Origin of the sequence: Paraburkholderia phymatum STM815, from assembly GCF_000020045.1 — a bacterium.
In the GTDB taxonomy this organism is placed as follows: Bacteria; Pseudomonadota; Gammaproteobacteria; order Burkholderiales; family Burkholderiaceae; genus Paraburkholderia; species Paraburkholderia phymatum.
This window is the reverse complement of sequence record NC_010627.1, coordinates 554,824-573,070: the sequence shown is the minus strand read 5'-3', so window position 1 is coordinate 573,070 and position 18,247 is coordinate 554,824. Positions and strand designations below refer to the sequence as shown.

The following is an 18,247-nucleotide window of genomic DNA, read 5'->3' as shown; positions in this document are numbered from 1 at the left end:
CTATCCTCCTATTGCCAGTAGTGCACGGCTATCAGCCGAGCGCCAGCCGATAGGCAACATCTGCCCGGCTTGAAGGGAACCCAGACTCGACGTATTCGCCAGTTTCACTATGATTTCGTTGCCGCCGGGGATCCGGCATGTCAGGCGAACGTGATCGCCGAAATACGTCGACTCTACAATCTGGGAACTCACCTGGTTCTCAAAAGATCCGTCCCGTCCAGCAAGCGACACCCTTTCCGGCCTTAACACCAGGGTGATATGCGTACCCGACGCAAGTGGCTTGGTGGCCACCGCTTCAAATCGGCAAGCGCCGTGCGTGATCTTTGCGCGATAGCCCCCGCTTTCTGATATATAACAGTCGTCCACAACCCCTTCCAGAAGGTTGTTGTCGCCGACGAACCGTGACACAAACTCGGTGTTCGGCGATTCGTAAATCTCAGTGGGCGGCCCGATCTGTTCGATCACTCCATTGTTGAAAATGGCGACCCGGTCGGACATCGCCAAAGCTTCGTCCTGGTCGTGGGTCACATACACGACCGTAACGCCCAGCAACTTGTGCAGGTGCTTGATTTCAGTCTGCATGTGCTCGCGAAGCTGTTTGTCCAGCGCGCCAAGCGGCTCGTCCATCAGGACAAGAGTTGGCTCAAACACAAGCGCTCGGGCCAGCGCAATACGTTGTTGCTGCCCCCCTGAAAGCTGCGCGGGCCGGCGCGACGCATAATCCTGCATCTTGACCATCTCCAACGCCCGTGCCACGCGCTCGGCGATCTCGCTCCTTCGCATCTTCCTTGCGGCCAACGGAAACGCCACGTTGTCCGCAATCGACATGTGAGGAAACAGGGCATAGTTCTGGAACACCATGCCGATGCCCCGCTTATGTGGTGGCGTGTTTGTCAGATTCACGCCACCGATGCTAATCGTCCCCGCAGTGGGTGCCTCGAAGCCTGCAAGCATCATCAGCGTCGTTGTTTTTCCAGAGCCTGACGGACCCAGCAACGTGAGAAACTCGCCACGTTTGACTGAGAGCGAGAGTGATTTGACGACGTGCGTATTGCCGTCGTAGCTCTTCTCGACCTGGGAGAAAACAACGTGGTCACTATCGGCTCGTCCAGCATTGCCCTGTTCTCGCTGGTGGAAGACGTTTAGCATGTTCATAACGTTCCTCTTAGTGGGCCATCCACGCAGCCCAACGGCGATTGATTTCGTCCTGCTCGTCGTTCCAGAACGCCGTGTCACTGGCGAGACCAACCTTCAGATTCGCAGGCGATGTCGGCAGATTCTCTCGCAGGGATGCGTCCACCAATGGCAATGCGGAACGACGCGCGGGGGCATAGCTGATGTATTTTGTCTGCGCAGCAAGCTGAGGCGCCGAAGTGGCAAAGCGAATGAAATCGAGCGCAGCCGCTTTATTCTTGCTGGCCTTCGATACAGCAAACACATCACCGTTGATGATCTGGCCTTGCCAGAGAATACCGAAAGGCTTCTTGTCCTTGGTGATGGCGTCTGTGAATCTGCCATTGCCGCCTTCTGTCATCGCGACCTCTCCATCGGCGAGAAGCTGGACGGACTGTGCCTGCGCCCCCCAGAAGATCGCGTTAGCCTTGATCGTGTCGAGTTTCTTGAACGCACGCTCGAGGCCGGCCGGCGTGCGCAGGGTTGCATAAACCTTGTCTCGCGGTACGCCATCAGCCATGAGCGCCCATTCAAGGTTTCCGTTCGGTTTGTTGCTTAGCCCGCGCTTGCCCGGGAACCGCTTCAAATCAAAGAAGTCGGCAATTGTTGTAGGCTGCTCCCCGGTAAACTTTCGCTTGTCATATGCAATCACGTTCGACCAGAGGATCGTTCCGACGCCGCAGTCCATCAGGGAACCCTGCACGAAGTCGGAAGACGCGGACTTGCCATCCTGACCGTTTGGAAGCGAACCCGGCTTTATCGGGTCAATCAATCCTTCGTCGCATGCGCGAGCTGCATCCTGGAATTCAAGATCGATCACGTCCCACGCACCGGAGCCCGCCTGCACCTGCGAACGAAGCTCTGCCAGCCCGCCGTTGTAGTCAGCGGGAAGGACTTTGGTCCCGGTTTTCGCGGCGTACGGCTCAAAGAAGGCCTTCGCCTGGCTTGCGGTATATGCCCCACCGAACGAGGCGACGACCAGTTGTTGGGCACTGGCAGACGTGACAGGAAGAATCGCGCTCAGCAGCACGAAGAGACAGGTCCGAGCGTGCTTCGATGTTTTGCGGATTTGCATACTAACCCCTTTACATTGCGTTGAATTGGAATTCGCTACAGAGCTGCCACGTTTACCTTCGCGCCAGTTCCTGTTCAAGATGTCGTGCAAGTTCAAGAATCGCGATGTCCTTGCCTGGTGCGCCGATGAGTTGCACACTGACTGGCAATCCCTTGTCATCGGTGCCGGCAGGCAGTGCGACGGCCGGTGCGCCGACCAGATTGAAGAAGGACGTAAAAAGCGTCAGCGCGTTACCGATCGGGAGAAGTTGATCGCCGACTGGTATTCGGGTACTGCCTGTCTCGGGGGCGACGACCGGACATGTGGGAGTCAGAATGGCATCAATGGTCTCGAAATGCCGCGTGAACGACGCCCGGTACGCGCTCAGCAGCCGTTGGCATTGCACATAGCTTTCGGCGGATAACTGCTGACCGAGGACGAAGCCGCCGCGGACATCGGGCCCATATTGCGCACCTGACGACGCGATCAATGGCGAGTGATACGCCAAAGCTTCGGCCAGTTGAATGGTGAGAGATACGGTCCGGGATTCAGCATGTTCCGGCAGGTCAATCTCGTGAAAAGTGGCGCCGGACGCCCTTAGAACGGCAACTACCAGTTCATATCCGGCTCGAACGCCAGGTTCCAGAAGAGAGGTCCAGCCTCTTGGAATCCCGATACGAAGGGAATGCAGCGAGCCATTAGTACGGAAGACCTGCAGATCTGTCAGCGAGTCGATCACCACGGAAACGTCATCCGCATTCCCGGCGATGATGCCCACATGGTCAAGCGTCCAGCAGAACGGAATGACGCCAGTGGAGTCCAACAGTCCGAACGTAGGTTTGAAGCCGGTTACTCCGCACAGCGCTGCCGGTACACGCACTGATCCCCCTGTATCAGTGCCCAACGCAAAGGGAACAATCCCGGCTGCAACAGCAGCAGCCGAGCCGCCACTGGAGCCCCCGGCCAGGCGCCGTTGGTCCCACGGATTCACTGTCGTGCCGGTGAACTGATTCTCCCCTGTCGCGCCATATGCGAACTCGTGCATGTTCGCCTTGCCAACGAGGACTGCTCCCGCTTCCGCCAGCTTCCGAACGACACCGGCATCTTCTTGCGGATAGTGTTCAGCCAATACCTTGCTTCCCGCCGTAGTCCGGATCCCTTCCGTTTTGAATACGTCTTTCGCCACGTACGGGATACCGTCGAGTATTCCCCGCCGTCTACCAACTTGCCGGCGCTCATCGGCCGACCTTGCCTGAGCGCGAGCGCAGTCACTGGTCACCGTGATCAGGCTCTTGAGCAGTCCATTGGTCGCTTCCGCGAGCGCGAGGCTGTGATCAACAACCTCAAGGGCTGCGACATCCCCACGAGAAAGCGCCTTTGAAATGCCTCTCAGGGTGTTGCCGTTCACTGGCTTCATGGCTGACACTCCACGATCCAGAACGGGGCCTGGTCAGCTAGATCTTTCGCCCGGATTGCTGACAGCCGCTCTACCAAGCTGGACAGATCCGAGACGACGCCAAAATGCGGGTTGACCAGCTCTTCGAGATCTTTCTCGCTCCAACGACTGTCGAAGAACTCGCGATTCACCGCGATCAGCGTTCTGAGGGTAACCGGATCGTCCATGGCGCTCACACCACTGTCAGTTTGCGCGGATAATCGGTCAGATATTCAAATCCATCTGCCGTCACGACGATCGAGTCTCCTACTCGCCCGCCAAACTCTCCTTCGATCGTGATGCCACCGTCGACCGCGAAAGTCATACCCGCTTCCAGGGTCCGCTGCTCGCCGCGCTTGAGCTCCGGCGTCTCAAGGAACGAGTAGCCAATCGAGCGCCCGGTCCGATACCCCGGGGCAAATCCCGCGTCCCGATAGACCTCTTCAGCGGCAGCATTGACATCTTCACAGCGCACACCTGGCTTGATCTGCGCGAGCGCGGCTTGCTGCGCTGCAACGGCGGCCTCATAGACCCGAGCTTGCTCGTCAGTCACCGAGCCGACGAAGAACTCGCGGTCGAAGCCGAGCTTGTAGTTCTTGAAGTTGGCGATGCCACAGAAGCACAGATAGACCGGGTCGCCGCGCTTCAGTGTGCGAACCGAGGATCGACGGTGCACAAGACAGACATCGCGTCCGGACTGGAGGATTTGAAGGTTGTAGATCGTCGGCGAAACGAATCTATCCTCGTGTTCATCAAGGAACGAAGCAGCTTTTCGGGTGCCCCCGGCAATCACTGCCAGTGCAATCTCGTACTCCGGTACGCCCTCCCGGATGACTTCCTTCGCCGCCTCGACCATCGCAACAGCCACCTGCCCGGCTTGCCGCATGACCGCGATTTCGCTTCCAGACTTGATCGTCCTCAGATCGAAGATGATCTGCCCCACATCGGTCAGGCTGCCTGCCTCAACGGGAAGTGCACCTGAAACGAGCGGCGGCATTTTCGCGCGCTCGATCCCCACGCGCTTTGCCTTCGAAGCCTGCAGTACCTCTCGCAGCGGCTTTCGCCATTCATCATCAATACCATCGCCCCAGGGACGGATATCTTTGACCCAGGTCATCAGACCGCACATCTCGGATTCCATCAACGGCGTGATCAGGACCGGCTCATGATCCTGAGAAATCACCATCAGCGTAGGGCGGCCGAACTCAACGCCCAGATAGTTCCAGAAGCCCCCGAAGTAGGCCACTGAGTCTGGGTCGCTAATCAACGCCACATCGATATTGGCGCGACGCAGTGCGTCACGCAGTTTGCCCACCCGGCCTGCATATTCGTCCACATGTCCTCCATTGTTAGCTGTATGCAGCAAGTACACAGCTCGACTCTAGGAGCACCAATTTGGCATGTCAAGTGGTATGTTTGCTTAGGCTAACCGAGGTTTCACGGACTGGAAAAATCGGATGATAACGATATTTACTGCTCCTATTCAATCACTTACAACCACACCACAGTCTCCCAGATCTCTGTGCACACATAGCGACCGGCTGATGTCATCACGCAGAGTTTCTCCCTTTTCTGTAAATTGTGCTAACCTGTGTACAGGTTGCGGACAGCTACTGATCCTGGCTATCATTGGGCAGATTTCAGCACCAGCGCAGTCATAAACTGGGTGGCGCCGACTATCGCATCCACACTTGTGAAGGATTTTTCAATGGCACGCGTGGTCAAACTTAAGGGACAAGCGCTGCGGCCCACCTCGAAAGCGCCGGCAGTTCGCGGCCAGACGGCGGACATCTATCGGACGTTGCGCGATCGCATCTGTAGTCTCCACTATCCGCCTGGCACATTGCTGGGAGAGACCGTGCTTGCCGAAGAATTCGAAGTTAGCCGCACGCCTATTCGTCAGGTCCTGCAGCGGCTCGAGTACGAAGGTCTGGTTGAAACAAAAAACGGCGTCGGCACGATCGTGAGCGGTGTTGATTTTCGAGAGTACCGTGACACCTACAATTTCCGGTTGAGGCTGAGCGAGATGCTGGGTGACTTTTGTTCGCCCACCGATGCCCCGCAGGCACTTGAGCGCATCGAGCGACTGGTTCCGCGCGCTGCCGCGCTATCGAACACCTCTCGCAACTTCGACGAGTTCTGGGCAATCCTTCACGAGCTACATTTCGCGATCAATGAACTGATCAGAAACAGGGAACTGCGACAGACGCATGACCGGTGCTATTTTCAGGCATCACGTGTCTGGTACAACTTTGTTAGCGATCTTTGGGAAGAAGAAGTCGAGTATTTAAACCATGAGCTGGAAGAGTGCTGCCGGGCGCTCCGGGCGGCAGATATGCGCGCCTTGGGCCTGGTGCAACGCAATTACATCTCCTTCGGATTGGCTCGCATCGCACGATTCATAACTGGCTAGTCGCTCACAGCCCCGACTGCACCAGCAGGTTGACTATTTCCATACGCAGGCATTTTTTTATAAATAGGACTCCATATCATGACTGAGAAGACTGGATTTGAAGCCAGGCTTGATGGTGGTCGCCATGACCGTGCAAAGACCGGATTTGTGCTGCTTGCGACCGAGCAGACGATTGAAGACGACATGTTCACCTTGCTTCCGAAGGGGGTAGGTATCCATTTCACAAGGGTCCCCAATCCGGATAGCATCACGAGGGAGTCCCTCGACGACATCGCGTCCAGCCTTGCTGATGCGGCGGCTCGAATCCTTCCTGACGGCAGTCTCGACGTCATCTGCTACGGTTGCACCTCCGGCAGCCTGGTCGTCGGCGAAAAGAAAGTTTTCGCCGAATTGACCCGTGGCGCTCCGAATGCGAAGACCACAAGCATGATCACAGCGGTAATTCGCGGGCTTCGAGCCGTCGGGGCCAAACGGATCGTTATCGGTACGCCCTACCTCGACGAGATCAACGTAATGGAAAAGTCCTATCTGGAAAACGAGGGCTTTGACGTATTGGCCATCCATGGCCTCCAGCTAGAGAAAGACAGCGATATGGTGCGAGTCACGCCTGAGAGCATCGTGCAAATGGCGCTATTTCTGGATCGGCCAGACGCCGACGCGATCTTGATCAGCTGCGGAGCACTCAGATCGATCGAAGTCATCAAGGAGATTGAACAACGGACCGGAAAGCCAGTCATTACCAGCAATCAAGCGGTCGCCTGGGACGTCATGAGGCTTGCTGGGTTGCCGGACCGTATCGACGGGTATGGTCGGCTTCTTTCATTGTACTGAGTACTTGCCGAAACGCCGCGCCGAAGCCCGAAGTGTTGGGAGCAGCGATGAAACGTACTCGGTCACCTATCGACCTTCGTGCTTTGGAGGCGTTCGTTGCGGTGTGTGAGACCGGCTCGATGACGGCAGCCGCGAAGCGCCTTCAGGTCAGCCAAAGCGCGGTAAGTCAATCCGTCGCCGCTTTAGAGCGAGAGCAAGGTACGGATCTGTTCGACCGGGATAGCCGTCCGCCGCGTCCTAATCTGGCTGGACGCGCCCTGCTCGAACTTGCCGGTCCGCTGCTCCAGCATGCGCACACGGTCAGCGGCCGGATCAGGGATGCGTCGCTAGCCGGTGCTCTGCCTGTGCGCCTCGGATGCGTCGATTCGTTCGCCGCGACCGTCGGGCCGGAAATCATCCGCGCGATGTCCAGCTCAACTCGCCAGATCGAGATGTGGTCCGGGCTCACGCCTGCACTTTCCGGGCAGGTACACAATGGGGAAGTCGACGTTGTGGTGTGCACGCATACGGTAATCAACGACCACCGCATTATCGAGCTCCCTCTTCTCTCGGAGGCGTTTCTGGCTGTGGCATCTCGCCGCTGGCTTGATGGGCGCGCTCCAAAAGATTCACATTGGCGGCAATTAGCTGCTGAACTGCCGTTGATACGGTATACGGCGCGATCGGTGATTGGGCAGCAGATCGAACGCCTGGCACGACATCTGGGGATCAACAGTCCGCGTCGATACGAATTCGACGCCACCGATCCGATGCTTAGTCTGGTCAGCGCAAATCTTGGTTTTGCGATCTCAACGCCGCTTTGTCTATGGCAGGCAAGACATTATCTCAACGAGATCGCTGTTTTTCCGCTCCCGACAGGACGGCTCAGTAGACGCGATTTTTTGATCCTGCACAGACAGGGGGAGTGGATTGAGTTCGTGGAGCATATCTCTTCGCTTACCGGTCGGGTGTTGGATCAGCTTATCTGCCCCGCGCTCACCCGCAGTTTGCCCCAGCTACCGGCAGACGCATTGCTCCCGAAACTGACGAACTAGAAAAGTTTCGTGAACGACTTCTACACGTTGACGCGCGGAAACGCCCCGCTTCTCATCTCTATTCTGCATCTCGGCACTTACATCCCCGACGCCCTTCGAAACCAGTACACGGATGCGGCGTTGACAGTCGGCGATACCCGATTGGCGTCTGGATCGTCTTTACGCCTTTGCACTCGATTTGGGTGCGATGGTCCTCGGCGCGCGCGTTTCACGTTATGTGGTCGATCTGAATCGCCCGTCTTCGGACGAGAGCCTCTATCCAAGACGGACCACGACGGGATTGTGCCCCGACGTAACCTTTCGTGGCGAGCCGGTAGATCGTGACGGCTACCTTCCCGATGCGGCGGGAAAGAACGGCGGGTTCAGACGTACTGGCGCCCCTACCATCAAGCAATTCAGACAGAACTTTCGCGACTTCGGAAGGACTACGCTAACGTACCTTTATGAGAAGCGCACTCCATCGCAAGCGTCGTGCCCCGTATGTTCGAGGGCAAGTTGCCGGACCTGAACATTGGAACGCAGAACGGTAGTGTCGCAGTAAGGGGCGGCGGTAAGATCGCTCCCCACATTGTTGACGGCCCAACAATGGCGAAAACGAAGAAGAGGCTGCCCCAGCATTGACACGGTTCCGAAACGGAAGCATTACCCGGTGGATGTGAAATTGTTGTGCGTGCGGTGGCACCTAACCTCCTTGCTGAGTCTGCGCAGCCTCGAAGAAATGATGGCCGAACGAGGTGTTGAGGTGAGCCATTCGACGGTGCACCGCTGGGATCATCAAGCTTGTGCGTTATTCGAGAAGGCGTTTCGCCGACGCAAACGTCCGGTCGGTACCAGTTGGCGCATGGACGAGACGTACGTCAAAGTGGGCGCCGAGTGGGAACACCGCGCGGTGGACAAGGCTCGCAACAATGTGAGAAGCAAATCTTACCGCCGCTCCTTACTGCGACACCCGCTCCTCTACCCCTTCTCTCACAACACGAGCTGGACATCCGGATGCGGTGGGCGGGGCAACGCATGCAAAGCATCGGTAATTGACATCCTTCTCAGCGACCGCCGCAGAGAGATTTCTGGCAAGCCCCTCGCGACGGTAGCTTTGTCGGCTTTCGAACACTGGCATAGCAAGCTGGGCATATCCTCGACAACCTCCACATTGCCGGGACATGACACGCCTGCCCGTCTGCGCGTTGGCACTGCTCTTGCGTGCTCGCTGGCGTCATGCGTGACGTTTGGAGTGGCTCCAAGCGGCTGTAACAGTCTCGCAGCGGGACGGCTATCGCTCGCGCGTATGATCAGATGTTCCTCACGCTGATAGCGAATCGGCTCGTTTGGCTGCAGGCCGAAAATGATAGGCGTAAATGCTTGCGGGATATTTCTCTAAGGAGTACTACGTGCTTAGGAAAAGACCAAGTAATGGGGGACAGGAATCACCGCGCTTGAGTGGGTCCGCCTGACTATTACGATCGCTTGGGTGCCGTGCAGTTTGTTACATTGCTCTGCTAGGATTGAGAGAAGATCACTTTTTATTGGATATCGGGTGTGGGTCGCTTCGAGGAGGCAGGTTTCCTTTGATATATCTCAATCCCGACCGCTATTTCGGCATCGAGCCGGAAGAATGGTGTCTTCGGCAAGGCATCGAGGCGGAAGTTGGTTCCGCACTCATCAGTCTAAAGCGGCCTCAGTTTTCATTTAACGCAGATTTAAACGCCTCCCAGTTCAATTGTCAGTTTGACTACATAATTGCCGCTGGGATATTTATGCATGCGAGCAAGACGCAACTTAAAACGTGCCTCACATCAGTATCGCGGAGTCTGCGAACCAATGGTATATTTGTGGCGGCTTTTCTGGCGGGAGATTCAGACAGCATCAGCACAGACTGGTCGTATCCAGAGATTCAGTATTACAAGGCTTCAACTCTTCATTCGCTCGCCGAGCAATGCGGGTTAGACCTCGTTCTCATCGATGCTCCGCACCCGCTGGGGCATCAATGGATTGTTCTTACACACGCAAAGGACCAGCGACACATTACAGTAATTATCACCTCGGACTCGATGCCTTCTCGTGGGAAGAATACCTTTCCTTCCAATTATTGAAACGAGGGATATCCCCCAAGAGTCGTGAAGAGTATTTGCGTCATGACCTAGGCACGATTATTCGCAGCGACGAATCTGTTGTTCCGCAAGCGAAATCATGAGATCAACAAAAGCCTCACCAAGTGACTCCAAAGAATCAAGAACACCGTGTTCTTGTTAGGTTCTGTGAGCCGCTCTCGATTTCTGTATTCAAGGCATAGGATCAAAGGAGCATCCCATGCTTCGCAAACCGAGTCCGGATTCTACGGCCCCGCCAGCGCTGCCGTCGGTCCCGAAGGAACTGATCGATCGCCGAGGCTGTGCTGCTCGTGTCGGCAGCGTTCAGGCCGTGAACGGAAGACCGCCACGAGCCAGTTCGCAATCCTCCGCAAGCATCGATTTTACCAATACCGTTCCAGAACGAGACCAGAATGCAACGTGCTATGCGTTCGTACACTTTGCGCAAGAAAATTTGAACACTTTCGAACTACTGCATCACGGTACCGATCAAACTGCACGACCTGTCCGGCAAACTATGAGATCAAACGAGCGATATGTGCGAGATCGAACGAAATGTAGTTCCGTTGTACTAGTCCAAGAGCGCGCATGTCCCCAGCGCGCAGCGCCAAGCAACATTCCTCTAGCTCTCCGTTGAGGTTTTTAACCTCGTCGTCCCATAAAAGTTCCACAATATTGAGCCGAAAGCGCGATACTTGCAAGTAACAGCGGTCATGCGTTTGGCGAACCTCTCCGTTCGTTATCAGACCGTTGATTACGGAATGCAACTCATGGAGGATCTCCCAGAATGCTTCGAAATTCGGCGGCTTGCGTTGCAGCGTCCTCGCTCTGAGGGCCAGTCCTTGCATTCGCTCAAGCGCTTTGGGAGCGTGTGCTGGAGAACAGAAGTCACCAAGCATTTCGCTCAATTTTAGCCAGAATGCGTAGGTGTCACGGCATTCTCGGAGATCACCGCCCCTGACTATTGTACCAACGCCATTCCTTATTTCCACGAGGCCTTCGTACTCGAGCCTCTGAAGACTTTTCCGGATCGGAGTGCGACTGACCTGGAATTCGTCCGCAAGTGCAGTCTCTCCTAGTACGGCGCCAGGGGGATAATACAGATTGCAAATCCGATCACGCAACGTCGGGTGGATTTCCGACATCTGATAACGGACTGCTGATGCCTTGTCCACGGCGCCAGCACTTAACAGCTTTGTTTTTGCAATGAGTGCCATAAAAGACTCCTCGGAGCGAGAATTAGAACGGTCGCCTGCTACAGCGTGACCAAGTTTCTGCACCCGTTGCCGTAAAATTGGCAGTACTGCACTGGTAAAGGCGGTTGTCGCCAACCGTACATACTTCACATCGCACGGCGAAGCGTAGCCGACCGCCGCGTGCAATCCCACGCACGGTTCGGAACGTCTCTTGAGAACCGCTAACCCTGCTTAACGGGGCCGGCGCTGGCCGCTGATTTGTCGATACCGAGAGGAAGCAAACATTATGCACACCCCCGCGCTCGCGAGACGGCGAATTGAGATCGCTCAGGCCGGGCAAGCTTGGCCGTCTGCCGGGAAGTGGCCGGCTGGATCACCGGCAGGCCGTGAGAGTCCGCACGCTGATCATCGAAAACGAATGCCGGATCAGCTGATGTTGCCGTTCTACCTATGGACCCGCGAATTGGTGGCGCAGCTCATCGAGCGCGAGTATGGCATCAAGGTGTCTGCGTGGACGGTCGGTCGGTACCTGAAGGCGTGGGGTATGAGTCCTAGAAACCGGCACGGCAAGCCTATGAGAGAAGCGATGCGAGCATCGCGCGCTGGCTGAACGAAGGCGATTCGCAGATCGCGAAAGAGGCGATGCGGGAGAGGACGACGATCTACCGGGACGTCGAAATGGGTTTGCGTAGTGATCACGTCAGCGGCATGAGCTTCGCACTCAAAGGGCGCCAGTGGTGCGCGCGACGGGACAACGCTTCGGCTGCAACATGATCTCGGCACGACGAGGCGGCGCTAAAAGCACGCGTAGGTCGCTGGTCGACAGTCCAGTCCAATACCGCTGCTGCTGCACTGGGGCATGTTGGTCTTCACCGAACTCGGTGACCGACTGGTCAGCAGGCTCGACGAGATATCCTACCCACCCGTCGGACGGCTCGAAGCATTCCGGATCACGCTGCCCGATTCGTTCACTGAAGCGATCTCCAGCTTCGTCCGCAGCGGTGCGCTCGTGATCGACTAACCCGCCTGCGTTGAGCTGTCCGCCCCGAAGTCATAAGGGTCCCCCTCTCATTTTCCCAATCCGTCCGAGCTGCACCCCGTTCTGGGGCACGTGGCCCGCGTCTTCTGGAGACGCATCATGGAACATCTGCCATCCTCCGTCGTCGACGACGTCGCCACACGCGACGACATCGCAACCGACGACAATGCCTGCGATTGGCCGTGCTGCTTGACGCTGTCTTGCGTGCTGGCACGACGCGTCTTTGCCCGCGCTGTCGCAGTACCGCGCTGGATAAACAGGTCAGTGCGCCGTGCGCCCCGGTTACTATCTCCACTCCTCGACAATCGAGGATTTGGCCAACTAGGCCCGGAACGATTCTCGCCCCCAGTCGCAGTCATGATCCTCGGGGTGTTGTCACTGGGCCTGTTGGGTGGCTGGTGATCGCTAATGGGGCTCGGCCACGATATCTTGAGGCCGTCCGTAACATGGATGCCGAGACTTGCCACCGATGTTGCAGGCCAAACCGTTCAGCCTGCAAAGCCTTCGATGCAAGAAAACCAACAACATAGCTAAGTCGACGTATGCGTCGGCGTCGATGCCGGCAAAGGCCACCATCACGCCGTCGCCCTCGATCGGACTGGAAAGCGCCTGTACAACAAGGCATTACCCAACGCGATAAGGCCAAGCTGCGCGCCCTCATCACCGAACTCAAGAGGCACGGCCAACTCCTGTTCGTCGTCGATCAGCCCGTCACCATCGTCGACGTTGCCCGTGGCAGTCGCCCGCGATGAAGGTGTCCTGGTCGCATATCTACAGGGTCGGGTCTGGCTATGCGCCGCATCGCGGACCTGCGCACTGGTGAAGCCAAGACCGATGCCCGCGATGCCGCAATCATTGCTTAAGCCGCGCGCTCAATTCCGTACGCTGCGCTCACTTCGACTGGCTGACGAACCGCTCGCCGAACTCACCATGCTGTATGGCTTCGACGACGGTCTCGCGGCACAGATCACGCAGAACGGCAACCGCATTCGCGGCCTGCTCACCCCGATCCATCCGGCGTTGGAACGGGTTCCGGGACCGCACCTCGACCATCCGGCGGTGCTCGATCTGCTTGAGCGATACCCGTCACCCGCCGAGCTCGGCTCAGCTAGCGAGAAAACACTCGCCAACCGCCTCACCAAACTCGCACCTCGCATGGGGAAGAGCCTGGCTGCCAAAATCGTCCGAGCGCTCAGCGAACAGGCGGTGATCGTGCCCGGTACTCAGGCAGCAACCATCCGTCATGTCGCGTCGCGCCCCAGCAGCTCGCGTCCTTGCGGAAGCAACGCGAGGAGTTGCCAGCGAAGTTGAACGCCTAGTGCAGGCACACCCCTCTTTGGCCGGCCCTGACCAGCATGCCGGGAGTCGGCGTCAGGATCGCCGCCAGACTCCTCACTGGAGTCGCGCACAAAGCGTTCGCCTCAGCCGCACATCTGGCTGCCTATGCCGGCCTTGCCCCGGTCACCCGACGCTCGAGTTCATCCATTCGGGGCGAACATCAGTCCCGACACGGTAACAAGGTGCTCAAGAGAGCGCTCCGTCTTTCGGCCTTTGCTTCCCGCATAACCCAATCTCAAGGGACTATTACGCGCGCAAGTTCCAGCAGTGTAAGCGCCACAATCAGGCGCTCATCGCTCTCGCCCGACGACCCTGCTACGTGCTGTTCGCCATGCTTCGCGACGGCACCCCCTACCAACCAAAATCCGCGCCTGTACTTGACGAATCAGATAAGGAGCATCCCCCGCAGCAAAGCGACCATCGCGGCGGCGCGCCGTCAGGCCGCGCGCGAAGGCCATTTCAGCAACTACACGGCTACAGAACGCAGTAACCTCCTGCGCCGCGGTTGAAGCGGCAGCAGCAATGGTACCGCGGCCTGTCCAGCCCAAAAGAGGCCATACCTTATTACCGGATCATCGATTCGCGTCACAAAATTAGTTTAAGAAGGTCTGCAGAAGTCGTTTTCGTAGCGGTGATCTTTCAAACTGATCGCGGTCTGAACGGCGACGACATTCCTTGTGCGGAAATCGCCCGGTACGGTCACCTGTCAGGGCTGTGCCGGTGAAACACATGGCCACACCGACCGATCTTAAGCGTTTCGCAAAGCTCTGCGCGCCATCCACAAATTGCTCAAAGCGAACAACGTCGTGATCTGGGCAGTATTTTTCATCAAACCACGATAGCGGGTCTTTGCATAGCAGAACTGCCGCTTGATGACGCGAAACGGGTGCTCAACCTTCACGGATGCCGGCCTTGAGCCGTTCGATCTGATCGTGTATCGCGTCCAGAGGATCAGTCAGGTCCAGTAGTCTGCGCTTGCCCGGTCTCATCGCAACATGCCAATGAGCTGCGTCTGCCTCACAATGCTTTTCGATTCCCTGATACCCGGCGTCGGCGTAGACATCCGTCTCCTTGCCATGCAGTAACGCGTGGCCAACGGTGATGTCGTGCACATTGGCCGCCGTTCCAATGACTGTATGAACCAGTCCGGAGTCTGCGTCGACGCCAATGTGGGATTTCATTCCGAAGTACCAGTTGCCGCCTTTCTGCGTCGAGTGCATCTCTGGATCCCGGGTGCCGGAACCGTTCTTTGTCGAACTGGGCGCGGCAATCAGGGTGGCGTCGACTGCGGATCCCGCCTTTAGCATCAAGCCTTTTTCTGTCAGGATCTCATTGACCAGCGCGAGCATTTGCGCAGTCAGCCCATGTGTTTCAAGTAGATGGCGGAACCGGAGAATCGTGCTTTCATCCGGCAGACGCACCATGCCGCCGTCGAGACCCGCGAACTCGCGATACAGCGGCACGTCGTACAGCGCCTCTTCCATTGCAGGATCCGACAGACCGAACCACTGCTGCATAAAATGAATTTGCAGCATCGTCGCGATCGGAAAAGGCGGCCGTCCGGTTTTGCCTGCCGGATAGTGCGGCTCGATCAGCGCAATCAGCTTCGACCAAGGCACAACACGCCGCATCTCATCGAGAAATTCCCGCTTGCGCGTGCGCTTGGTTGACAGATCCAGGCCAAGACCCAACTGCGACATTTCTCTTCTCCTCAACTAATTCGCGCTGCTTCCAGGATAGCTGAACGGGGCGTCAATGCCAGGACTTTTGCAGACGTTCCTTTACAGATCCAACCGCCGTACAGGAAAAGTCACATCGTTGCATTGTCCGCAAAGTGGCAACAGAGTCAGCGACGCGACGCTGTGTGCGGCCTGACAGCCGCAGCCGGCGGAACGGCGGGCAGTGGTCGTTCGAGCAAACCCATGAATTCCTGACGCGGTCCGAACGTATAACACGCATGAATAAGCCCTTGGCGGCCGCTTTGTCGGGTCGTTTTTGCACCAGAATATCGAGCACAGCGCCATTCGGCGACCGCTCGCCACAGCAGAGAACGTTCACCACACCGGCCAACGAACCTCCCGACCACGTCCCATGTCTGGCCCGGCCGACGTCGAATCTCCTTGCGCGCCGCAAGCAAAATCCCGCCATGCTACCCACTCCCGTCTTTCCAATCGAAGCTATGAGGGAAGCGTGCATTCCACCGCTGCGAATCTCAAAGAGGGCGACTCGGCGCGGTTAGCTTCTCTCGAATCCTCTGGTCAACTCCCAATCCGTTATACGGCGATCATATTCGAGCTGCTCCCACTGAGCCGCATGCACGTAATGATTGGTGACTGTGTCGCCAAAAACCTCGCGTAGCAAGGTCGAATCTGACGCTGCAGTGATCGCTTCTCGTAACGTTTTTGGAATTTCAGGTAGCTCGCCATCGAGATACGCGTCGCCGATCAGTGGACCCGGTAGTTCAAGTTTGTGATCGATGCCCGCAAGGCCAGCCGCGATTAGTCCGGCGAAAGCGAGATATGGATTGAGATCCGCGCCGCCAATTCGACATTCGACCCGCACGGCATGAGAGCCCTCGCCGCAAACGCGAAAACCAGCGGTTCGGTTATCAAGACTCCACACCGTTCTCGTTGGGGCGAAGCTCCCTTTCTGAAATCGCTTATACGAGTTAACGTACGGCGCCAGGAACAGCGTAATGTCTCTTGAATACCTCAAAAGTCCCGCGAGATAGGAACGCATAAGATTCGACATGCCATAAGGCGAACTCTTCTCCAAAAAAAGCGGGGTTCCATCCAGTGTCCATAGGGAAGAGTGAATATGGCACGACGATCCCGGAAGCCCGTAGTTCCACTTCGCCATATACGTAATCGCTTTCTTTTGCTGTGAAGCAATCTCCTTGCTGCCATGCTTGATCATCGTATGTTGATCTGCCATCATCAAAGGATCGGCATAATGTACGTTAATTTCTCCTTGACCAGCACCCCATTCTCCTTTTGAGCATTCGATTGCAATTCCTGCTTCATGCAATCCATTCCTTATTGGACGCATGACAGATTCTTGGCGCGTCGTCGACAAGATATGGTAATCATGACTGTATGTTCCACATGTCGTCAGGTCGCGGTATTTCTTTACCGACGTTTCCTCGTAGGTCTCATTGAACAGATAGAACTCAAGCTCCGACGCGAAACAGGCACTCATTCCCCTCTCCGTCAGGCGGCTAAGCTGTTTCTGCAGGATCTGCCTCGGCGAATGCGCAACCGGCTGGCCGCTCTGATCCAGAACATCGCAAATTACCAATGCAGTCCCTTCCAGCCATGGAAGTCGCCGTAACGTCGAAAGATCAGGCTTGAGCACGAAATCGCCATACCCTTCTGCCCAGCTGGCGCTGGCGTAGCCGGCGACCGGTTCCATCTCCATATCGTTTGCCAGCAAGTAATTGCAGGCGTGCGTTTCCAGATAGCCGCTTTTAACAAAAAAGTCGCCGTGAAATCGCTTCCCTATAAGACGCCCTTGCATGTCAACCATGCAGACGAGCACAGTATCAATAACACCAGAAGCAACCGCTTGTTTCAATGCGTCGAATCTAAGACTCATCACTCATATCCCTAATAAACTTTCCACGCAAATTCAATTTCTTCAAAATAGAACCTTGATCATCAAAAAATCTCAACGAAGCGTATTAAAAACGGTCTTGTATATCTGGCCAACCCAGTTTCCGAATAACAGATGCGCATGACTTCGCCAGCAATTTCTGGGGCGCAGGGTTTCATAATCGTCCGAAAGATAATTTTTAGGTAAACTTGTGCGCCGACCGATTGACCGATCACGAAAATATTCATCCGCTAGCGTCTGTGAGTCATACTCGATATGATTGAAGATGTGTAGAGAATGATGCTTCGGGTCATCAAGAAGGCACAGACCCGTCTCTGGCGATTCCATGAGCACGGATATACCACTGCTAGACGGAATATCCGTGCTTCTCATTTCTGTCCACCGAGAAACTGGAATAAAAAAATCATCCGAAAAACCCTGCAGATAAGGCGACGTGGACTCTAGGCTACGATGCCTGAAAATACCGAAAGCCTTCTCCGTCAGAGCGTACTTGGGCAAACCGTGGAAATGATGCATCGCAGCTTGCGCTGCCCAGCAAATGTTGAAGCAACTTCGAGCGTTGGTTTGTGTCCAGTTTAGAATTTCGACAAATTCGTTCCAGTATGCGACTTGTTCGAACGGAATCGACTCAACCGGCGCGCCCGTGATGATGAAACCATCAAAGACCTGCTCCATTACGTCGATCCAATCTCTATAAAAGGTCGTCAGATGACTAACCGGTGTATTTTTTGGCGAGTGGCTTGCGATTTTTATAAGCGTAAGGTCGACCAATATAGGTGTTGCGCCGAGCAGGCGTGCAATCTGAATCTCCGTCTCGATTTTGTTGGGCATGAGATTAAGCAAACCAACGTGTAAAGGCCGGTCGCGCGGACACAATACACTGTCGTCCGCCATCACTGTGATGCCTTCTGTCTGCAGCACGGTCACAGCGGGCAATCCTTTCGGCACTTTAATAGGCATAGATCTACAGTCTCCCTTTCAATCTAGACGGTGCGTAGAATTGCAAATGGCATTCAGGCAGACGCATGCGGAATC

The 18,247-nt window shown here is 56.2% G+C and carries 15 protein-coding genes and 3 pseudogenes; 9 read left to right on the top strand and 9 right to left on the bottom strand.

The window, feature by feature from the left end:
* Genes BPHY_RS38465 through BPHY_RS38445 form a run of 5 tightly spaced genes read right to left on the bottom strand, consistent with a single transcriptional unit; the run spans position 1 to position 4,998 of the window.
* Positions 1 to 1,149 carry an ABC transporter ATP-binding protein gene (locus tag BPHY_RS38465; RefSeq protein ID WP_051156865.1) on the bottom strand — a complete coding sequence of 383 codons (1,149 nt, stop codon included), beginning with the start codon at positions 1,147 to 1,149 and terminating at the stop codon, positions 1 to 3.
* Between the two features lie 16 nt (positions 1,150 to 1,165).
* Entirely contained in the window at positions 1,166 to 2,248 is a 1,083-nt protein-coding gene (locus tag BPHY_RS38460; RefSeq protein ID WP_012406815.1) for an ABC transporter substrate-binding protein, read from the bottom strand.
* A 52-nt stretch (positions 2,249 to 2,300) separates the two neighbouring features.
* Positions 2,301 to 3,644 (bottom strand): amidase, encoded by a 1,344-nt coding sequence (locus tag BPHY_RS38455; protein ID WP_012406814.1) that lies wholly within the window; start codon positions 3,642 to 3,644, stop codon positions 2,301 to 2,303.
* Entirely contained in the window at positions 3,641 to 3,850 is a 210-nt protein-coding gene (locus tag BPHY_RS38450; protein ID WP_041766648.1) for a hypothetical protein, read from the bottom strand. The genes BPHY_RS38455 and BPHY_RS38450 overlap by 4 nt, the downstream gene beginning before the upstream one ends.
* A gap of 5 nt (positions 3,851 to 3,855) precedes the next feature.
* The gene (locus tag BPHY_RS38445) at positions 3,856 to 4,998 is read right to left on the bottom strand and encodes a M24 family metallopeptidase (protein WP_012406813.1); all 1,143 of its coding nucleotides are present in this window, start codon (positions 4,996 to 4,998) and stop codon (positions 3,856 to 3,858) included.
* Positions 4,999 to 5,370: 372 nt separating this feature from the next.
* On the opposite strand from BPHY_RS38445, the gene BPHY_RS38440 reads away from it, so the two are divergent.
* The 6 genes and pseudogenes from BPHY_RS38440 to BPHY_RS38425 all read left to right on the top strand — a co-directional run bounded on the left by BPHY_RS38440 (position 5,371) and on the right by BPHY_RS38425 (position 10,030).
* Positions 5,371 to 6,075, top strand: a complete 705-nt coding sequence (locus tag BPHY_RS38440) for a GntR family transcriptional regulator (RefSeq protein ID WP_012406812.1) — start codon at positions 5,371 to 5,373, stop codon at positions 6,073 to 6,075.
* A gap of 78 nt (positions 6,076 to 6,153) precedes the next feature.
* On the top strand, positions 6,154 to 6,906 hold the full coding sequence (locus tag BPHY_RS38435; protein ID WP_012406811.1) for a maleate cis-trans isomerase family protein: 753 nt from the start codon (positions 6,154 to 6,156) through the stop codon (positions 6,904 to 6,906).
* Positions 6,907 to 6,953: 47 nt separating this feature from the next.
* A complete protein-coding gene (locus tag BPHY_RS38430; protein WP_012406810.1) occupies positions 6,954 to 7,940 on the top strand; it encodes a LysR family transcriptional regulator in 987 nt (328 codons plus the stop codon).
* A 9-nt stretch (positions 7,941 to 7,949) separates the two neighbouring features.
* A pseudogene (locus tag BPHY_RS41130) lies at positions 7,950 to 8,471 on the top strand (N-formylglutamate amidohydrolase); the annotation flags it as partial.
* An 85-nt stretch (positions 8,472 to 8,556) separates the two neighbouring features.
* A pseudogene (locus tag BPHY_RS41365) lies at positions 8,557 to 8,835 on the top strand (IS6 family transposase); the annotation flags it as partial.
* Between the two features lie 670 nt (positions 8,836 to 9,505).
* Complete coding sequence (locus BPHY_RS38425; RefSeq protein ID WP_012406809.1) at positions 9,506 to 10,030, top strand: class I SAM-dependent methyltransferase; 525 nt, start codon at positions 9,506 to 9,508, stop codon at positions 10,028 to 10,030.
* 512 nt (positions 10,031 to 10,542) lie between these two features.
* Here BPHY_RS38425 and BPHY_RS38420 read toward each other — a convergent pair.
* Positions 10,543 to 11,244: a GntR family transcriptional regulator gene (locus tag BPHY_RS38420; protein ID WP_012406808.1), complete on the bottom strand. Its 702-nt coding sequence runs from the start codon at positions 11,242 to 11,244 to the stop codon at positions 10,543 to 10,545.
* A gap of 265 nt (positions 11,245 to 11,509) precedes the next feature.
* On the opposite strand from BPHY_RS38420, the gene BPHY_RS44150 reads away from it, so the two are divergent.
* From BPHY_RS44150 to BPHY_RS38410, 3 genes and pseudogenes are all read left to right on the top strand, one after another.
* Positions 11,510 to 11,833 carry a helix-turn-helix domain-containing protein gene (locus BPHY_RS44150; protein WP_322789052.1) on the top strand — a complete coding sequence of 108 codons (324 nt, stop codon included), beginning with the start codon at positions 11,510 to 11,512 and terminating at the stop codon, positions 11,831 to 11,833.
* Between the two features lie 249 nt (positions 11,834 to 12,082).
* Entirely contained in the window at positions 12,083 to 12,244 is a 162-nt protein-coding gene (locus BPHY_RS41125; protein WP_233445487.1) for a hypothetical protein, read from the top strand.
* 468 nt (positions 12,245 to 12,712) lie between these two features.
* Positions 12,713 to 13,973, top strand: a pseudogene (locus BPHY_RS38410) (IS110 family RNA-guided transposase); the annotation flags it as partial.
* A gap of 375 nt (positions 13,974 to 14,348) precedes the next feature.
* Here BPHY_RS38410 and BPHY_RS38405 read toward each other — a convergent pair.
* The 3 genes from BPHY_RS38405 to BPHY_RS38395 form a co-directional block, all read right to left on the bottom strand.
* Positions 14,349 to 15,300 (bottom strand): IS5 family transposase gene (locus tag BPHY_RS38405; RefSeq protein WP_095211897.1). Its coding sequence is split into 2 segments (ribosomal slippage): positions 14,349 to 14,499 and positions 14,498 to 15,300, totalling 954 coding nucleotides; the frame shifts between segments, so codons are not numbered across the junction.
* A gap of 535 nt (positions 15,301 to 15,835) precedes the next feature.
* Entirely contained in the window at positions 15,836 to 17,194 is a 1,359-nt protein-coding gene (locus BPHY_RS38400) for a glutamine synthetase family protein (protein ID WP_012406807.1), read from the bottom strand.
* Between the two features lie 72 nt (positions 17,195 to 17,266).
* Entirely contained in the window at positions 17,267 to 18,172 is a 906-nt protein-coding gene (locus BPHY_RS38395) for a homoserine O-succinyltransferase (protein ID WP_012406806.1), read from the bottom strand.
* Between the last annotated feature and the right edge of the window lie 75 nt (positions 18,173 to 18,247).

Coding starts and splice junctions, on each gene's coding strand:
- BPHY_RS38465 (WP_051156865.1), bottom strand. CDS start 1,149: ATGCTAAACGTCTTCCACCAGCGAGAACAGGGCAATGCTGGACGAGCC.
- BPHY_RS38460 (WP_012406815.1), bottom strand. CDS start 2,248: ATGCAAATCCGCAAAACATCGAAGCACGCTCGGACCTGTCTCTTCGTG.
- BPHY_RS38455 (WP_012406814.1), bottom strand. CDS start 3,644: ATGAAGCCAGTGAACGGCAACACCCTGAGAGGCATTTCAAAGGCGCTT.
- BPHY_RS38450 (WP_041766648.1), bottom strand. CDS start 3,850: ATGGACGATCCGGTTACCCTCAGAACGCTGATCGCGGTGAATCGCGAG.
- BPHY_RS38440 (WP_012406812.1), top strand. CDS start 5,371: ATGGCACGCGTGGTCAAACTTAAGGGACAAGCGCTGCGGCCCACCTCG.
- BPHY_RS38435 (WP_012406811.1), top strand. CDS start 6,154: ATGACTGAGAAGACTGGATTTGAAGCCAGGCTTGATGGTGGTCGCCAT.
- BPHY_RS38430 (WP_012406810.1), top strand. CDS start 6,954: ATGAAACGTACTCGGTCACCTATCGACCTTCGTGCTTTGGAGGCGTTC.
- BPHY_RS38420 (WP_012406808.1), bottom strand. CDS start 11,244: ATGGCACTCATTGCAAAAACAAAGCTGTTAAGTGCTGGCGCCGTGGAC.
- BPHY_RS44150 (WP_322789052.1), top strand. CDS start 11,510: ATGCACACCCCCGCGCTCGCGAGACGGCGAATTGAGATCGCTCAGGCC.
- BPHY_RS41125 (WP_233445487.1), top strand. CDS start 12,083: ATGTTGGTCTTCACCGAACTCGGTGACCGACTGGTCAGCAGGCTCGAC.
- BPHY_RS38400 (WP_012406807.1), bottom strand. CDS start 17,194: ATGAGTCTTAGATTCGACGCATTGAAACAAGCGGTTGCTTCTGGTGTT.
- BPHY_RS38395 (WP_012406806.1), bottom strand. CDS start 18,172: ATGCCTATTAAAGTGCCGAAAGGATTGCCCGCTGTGACCGTGCTGCAG.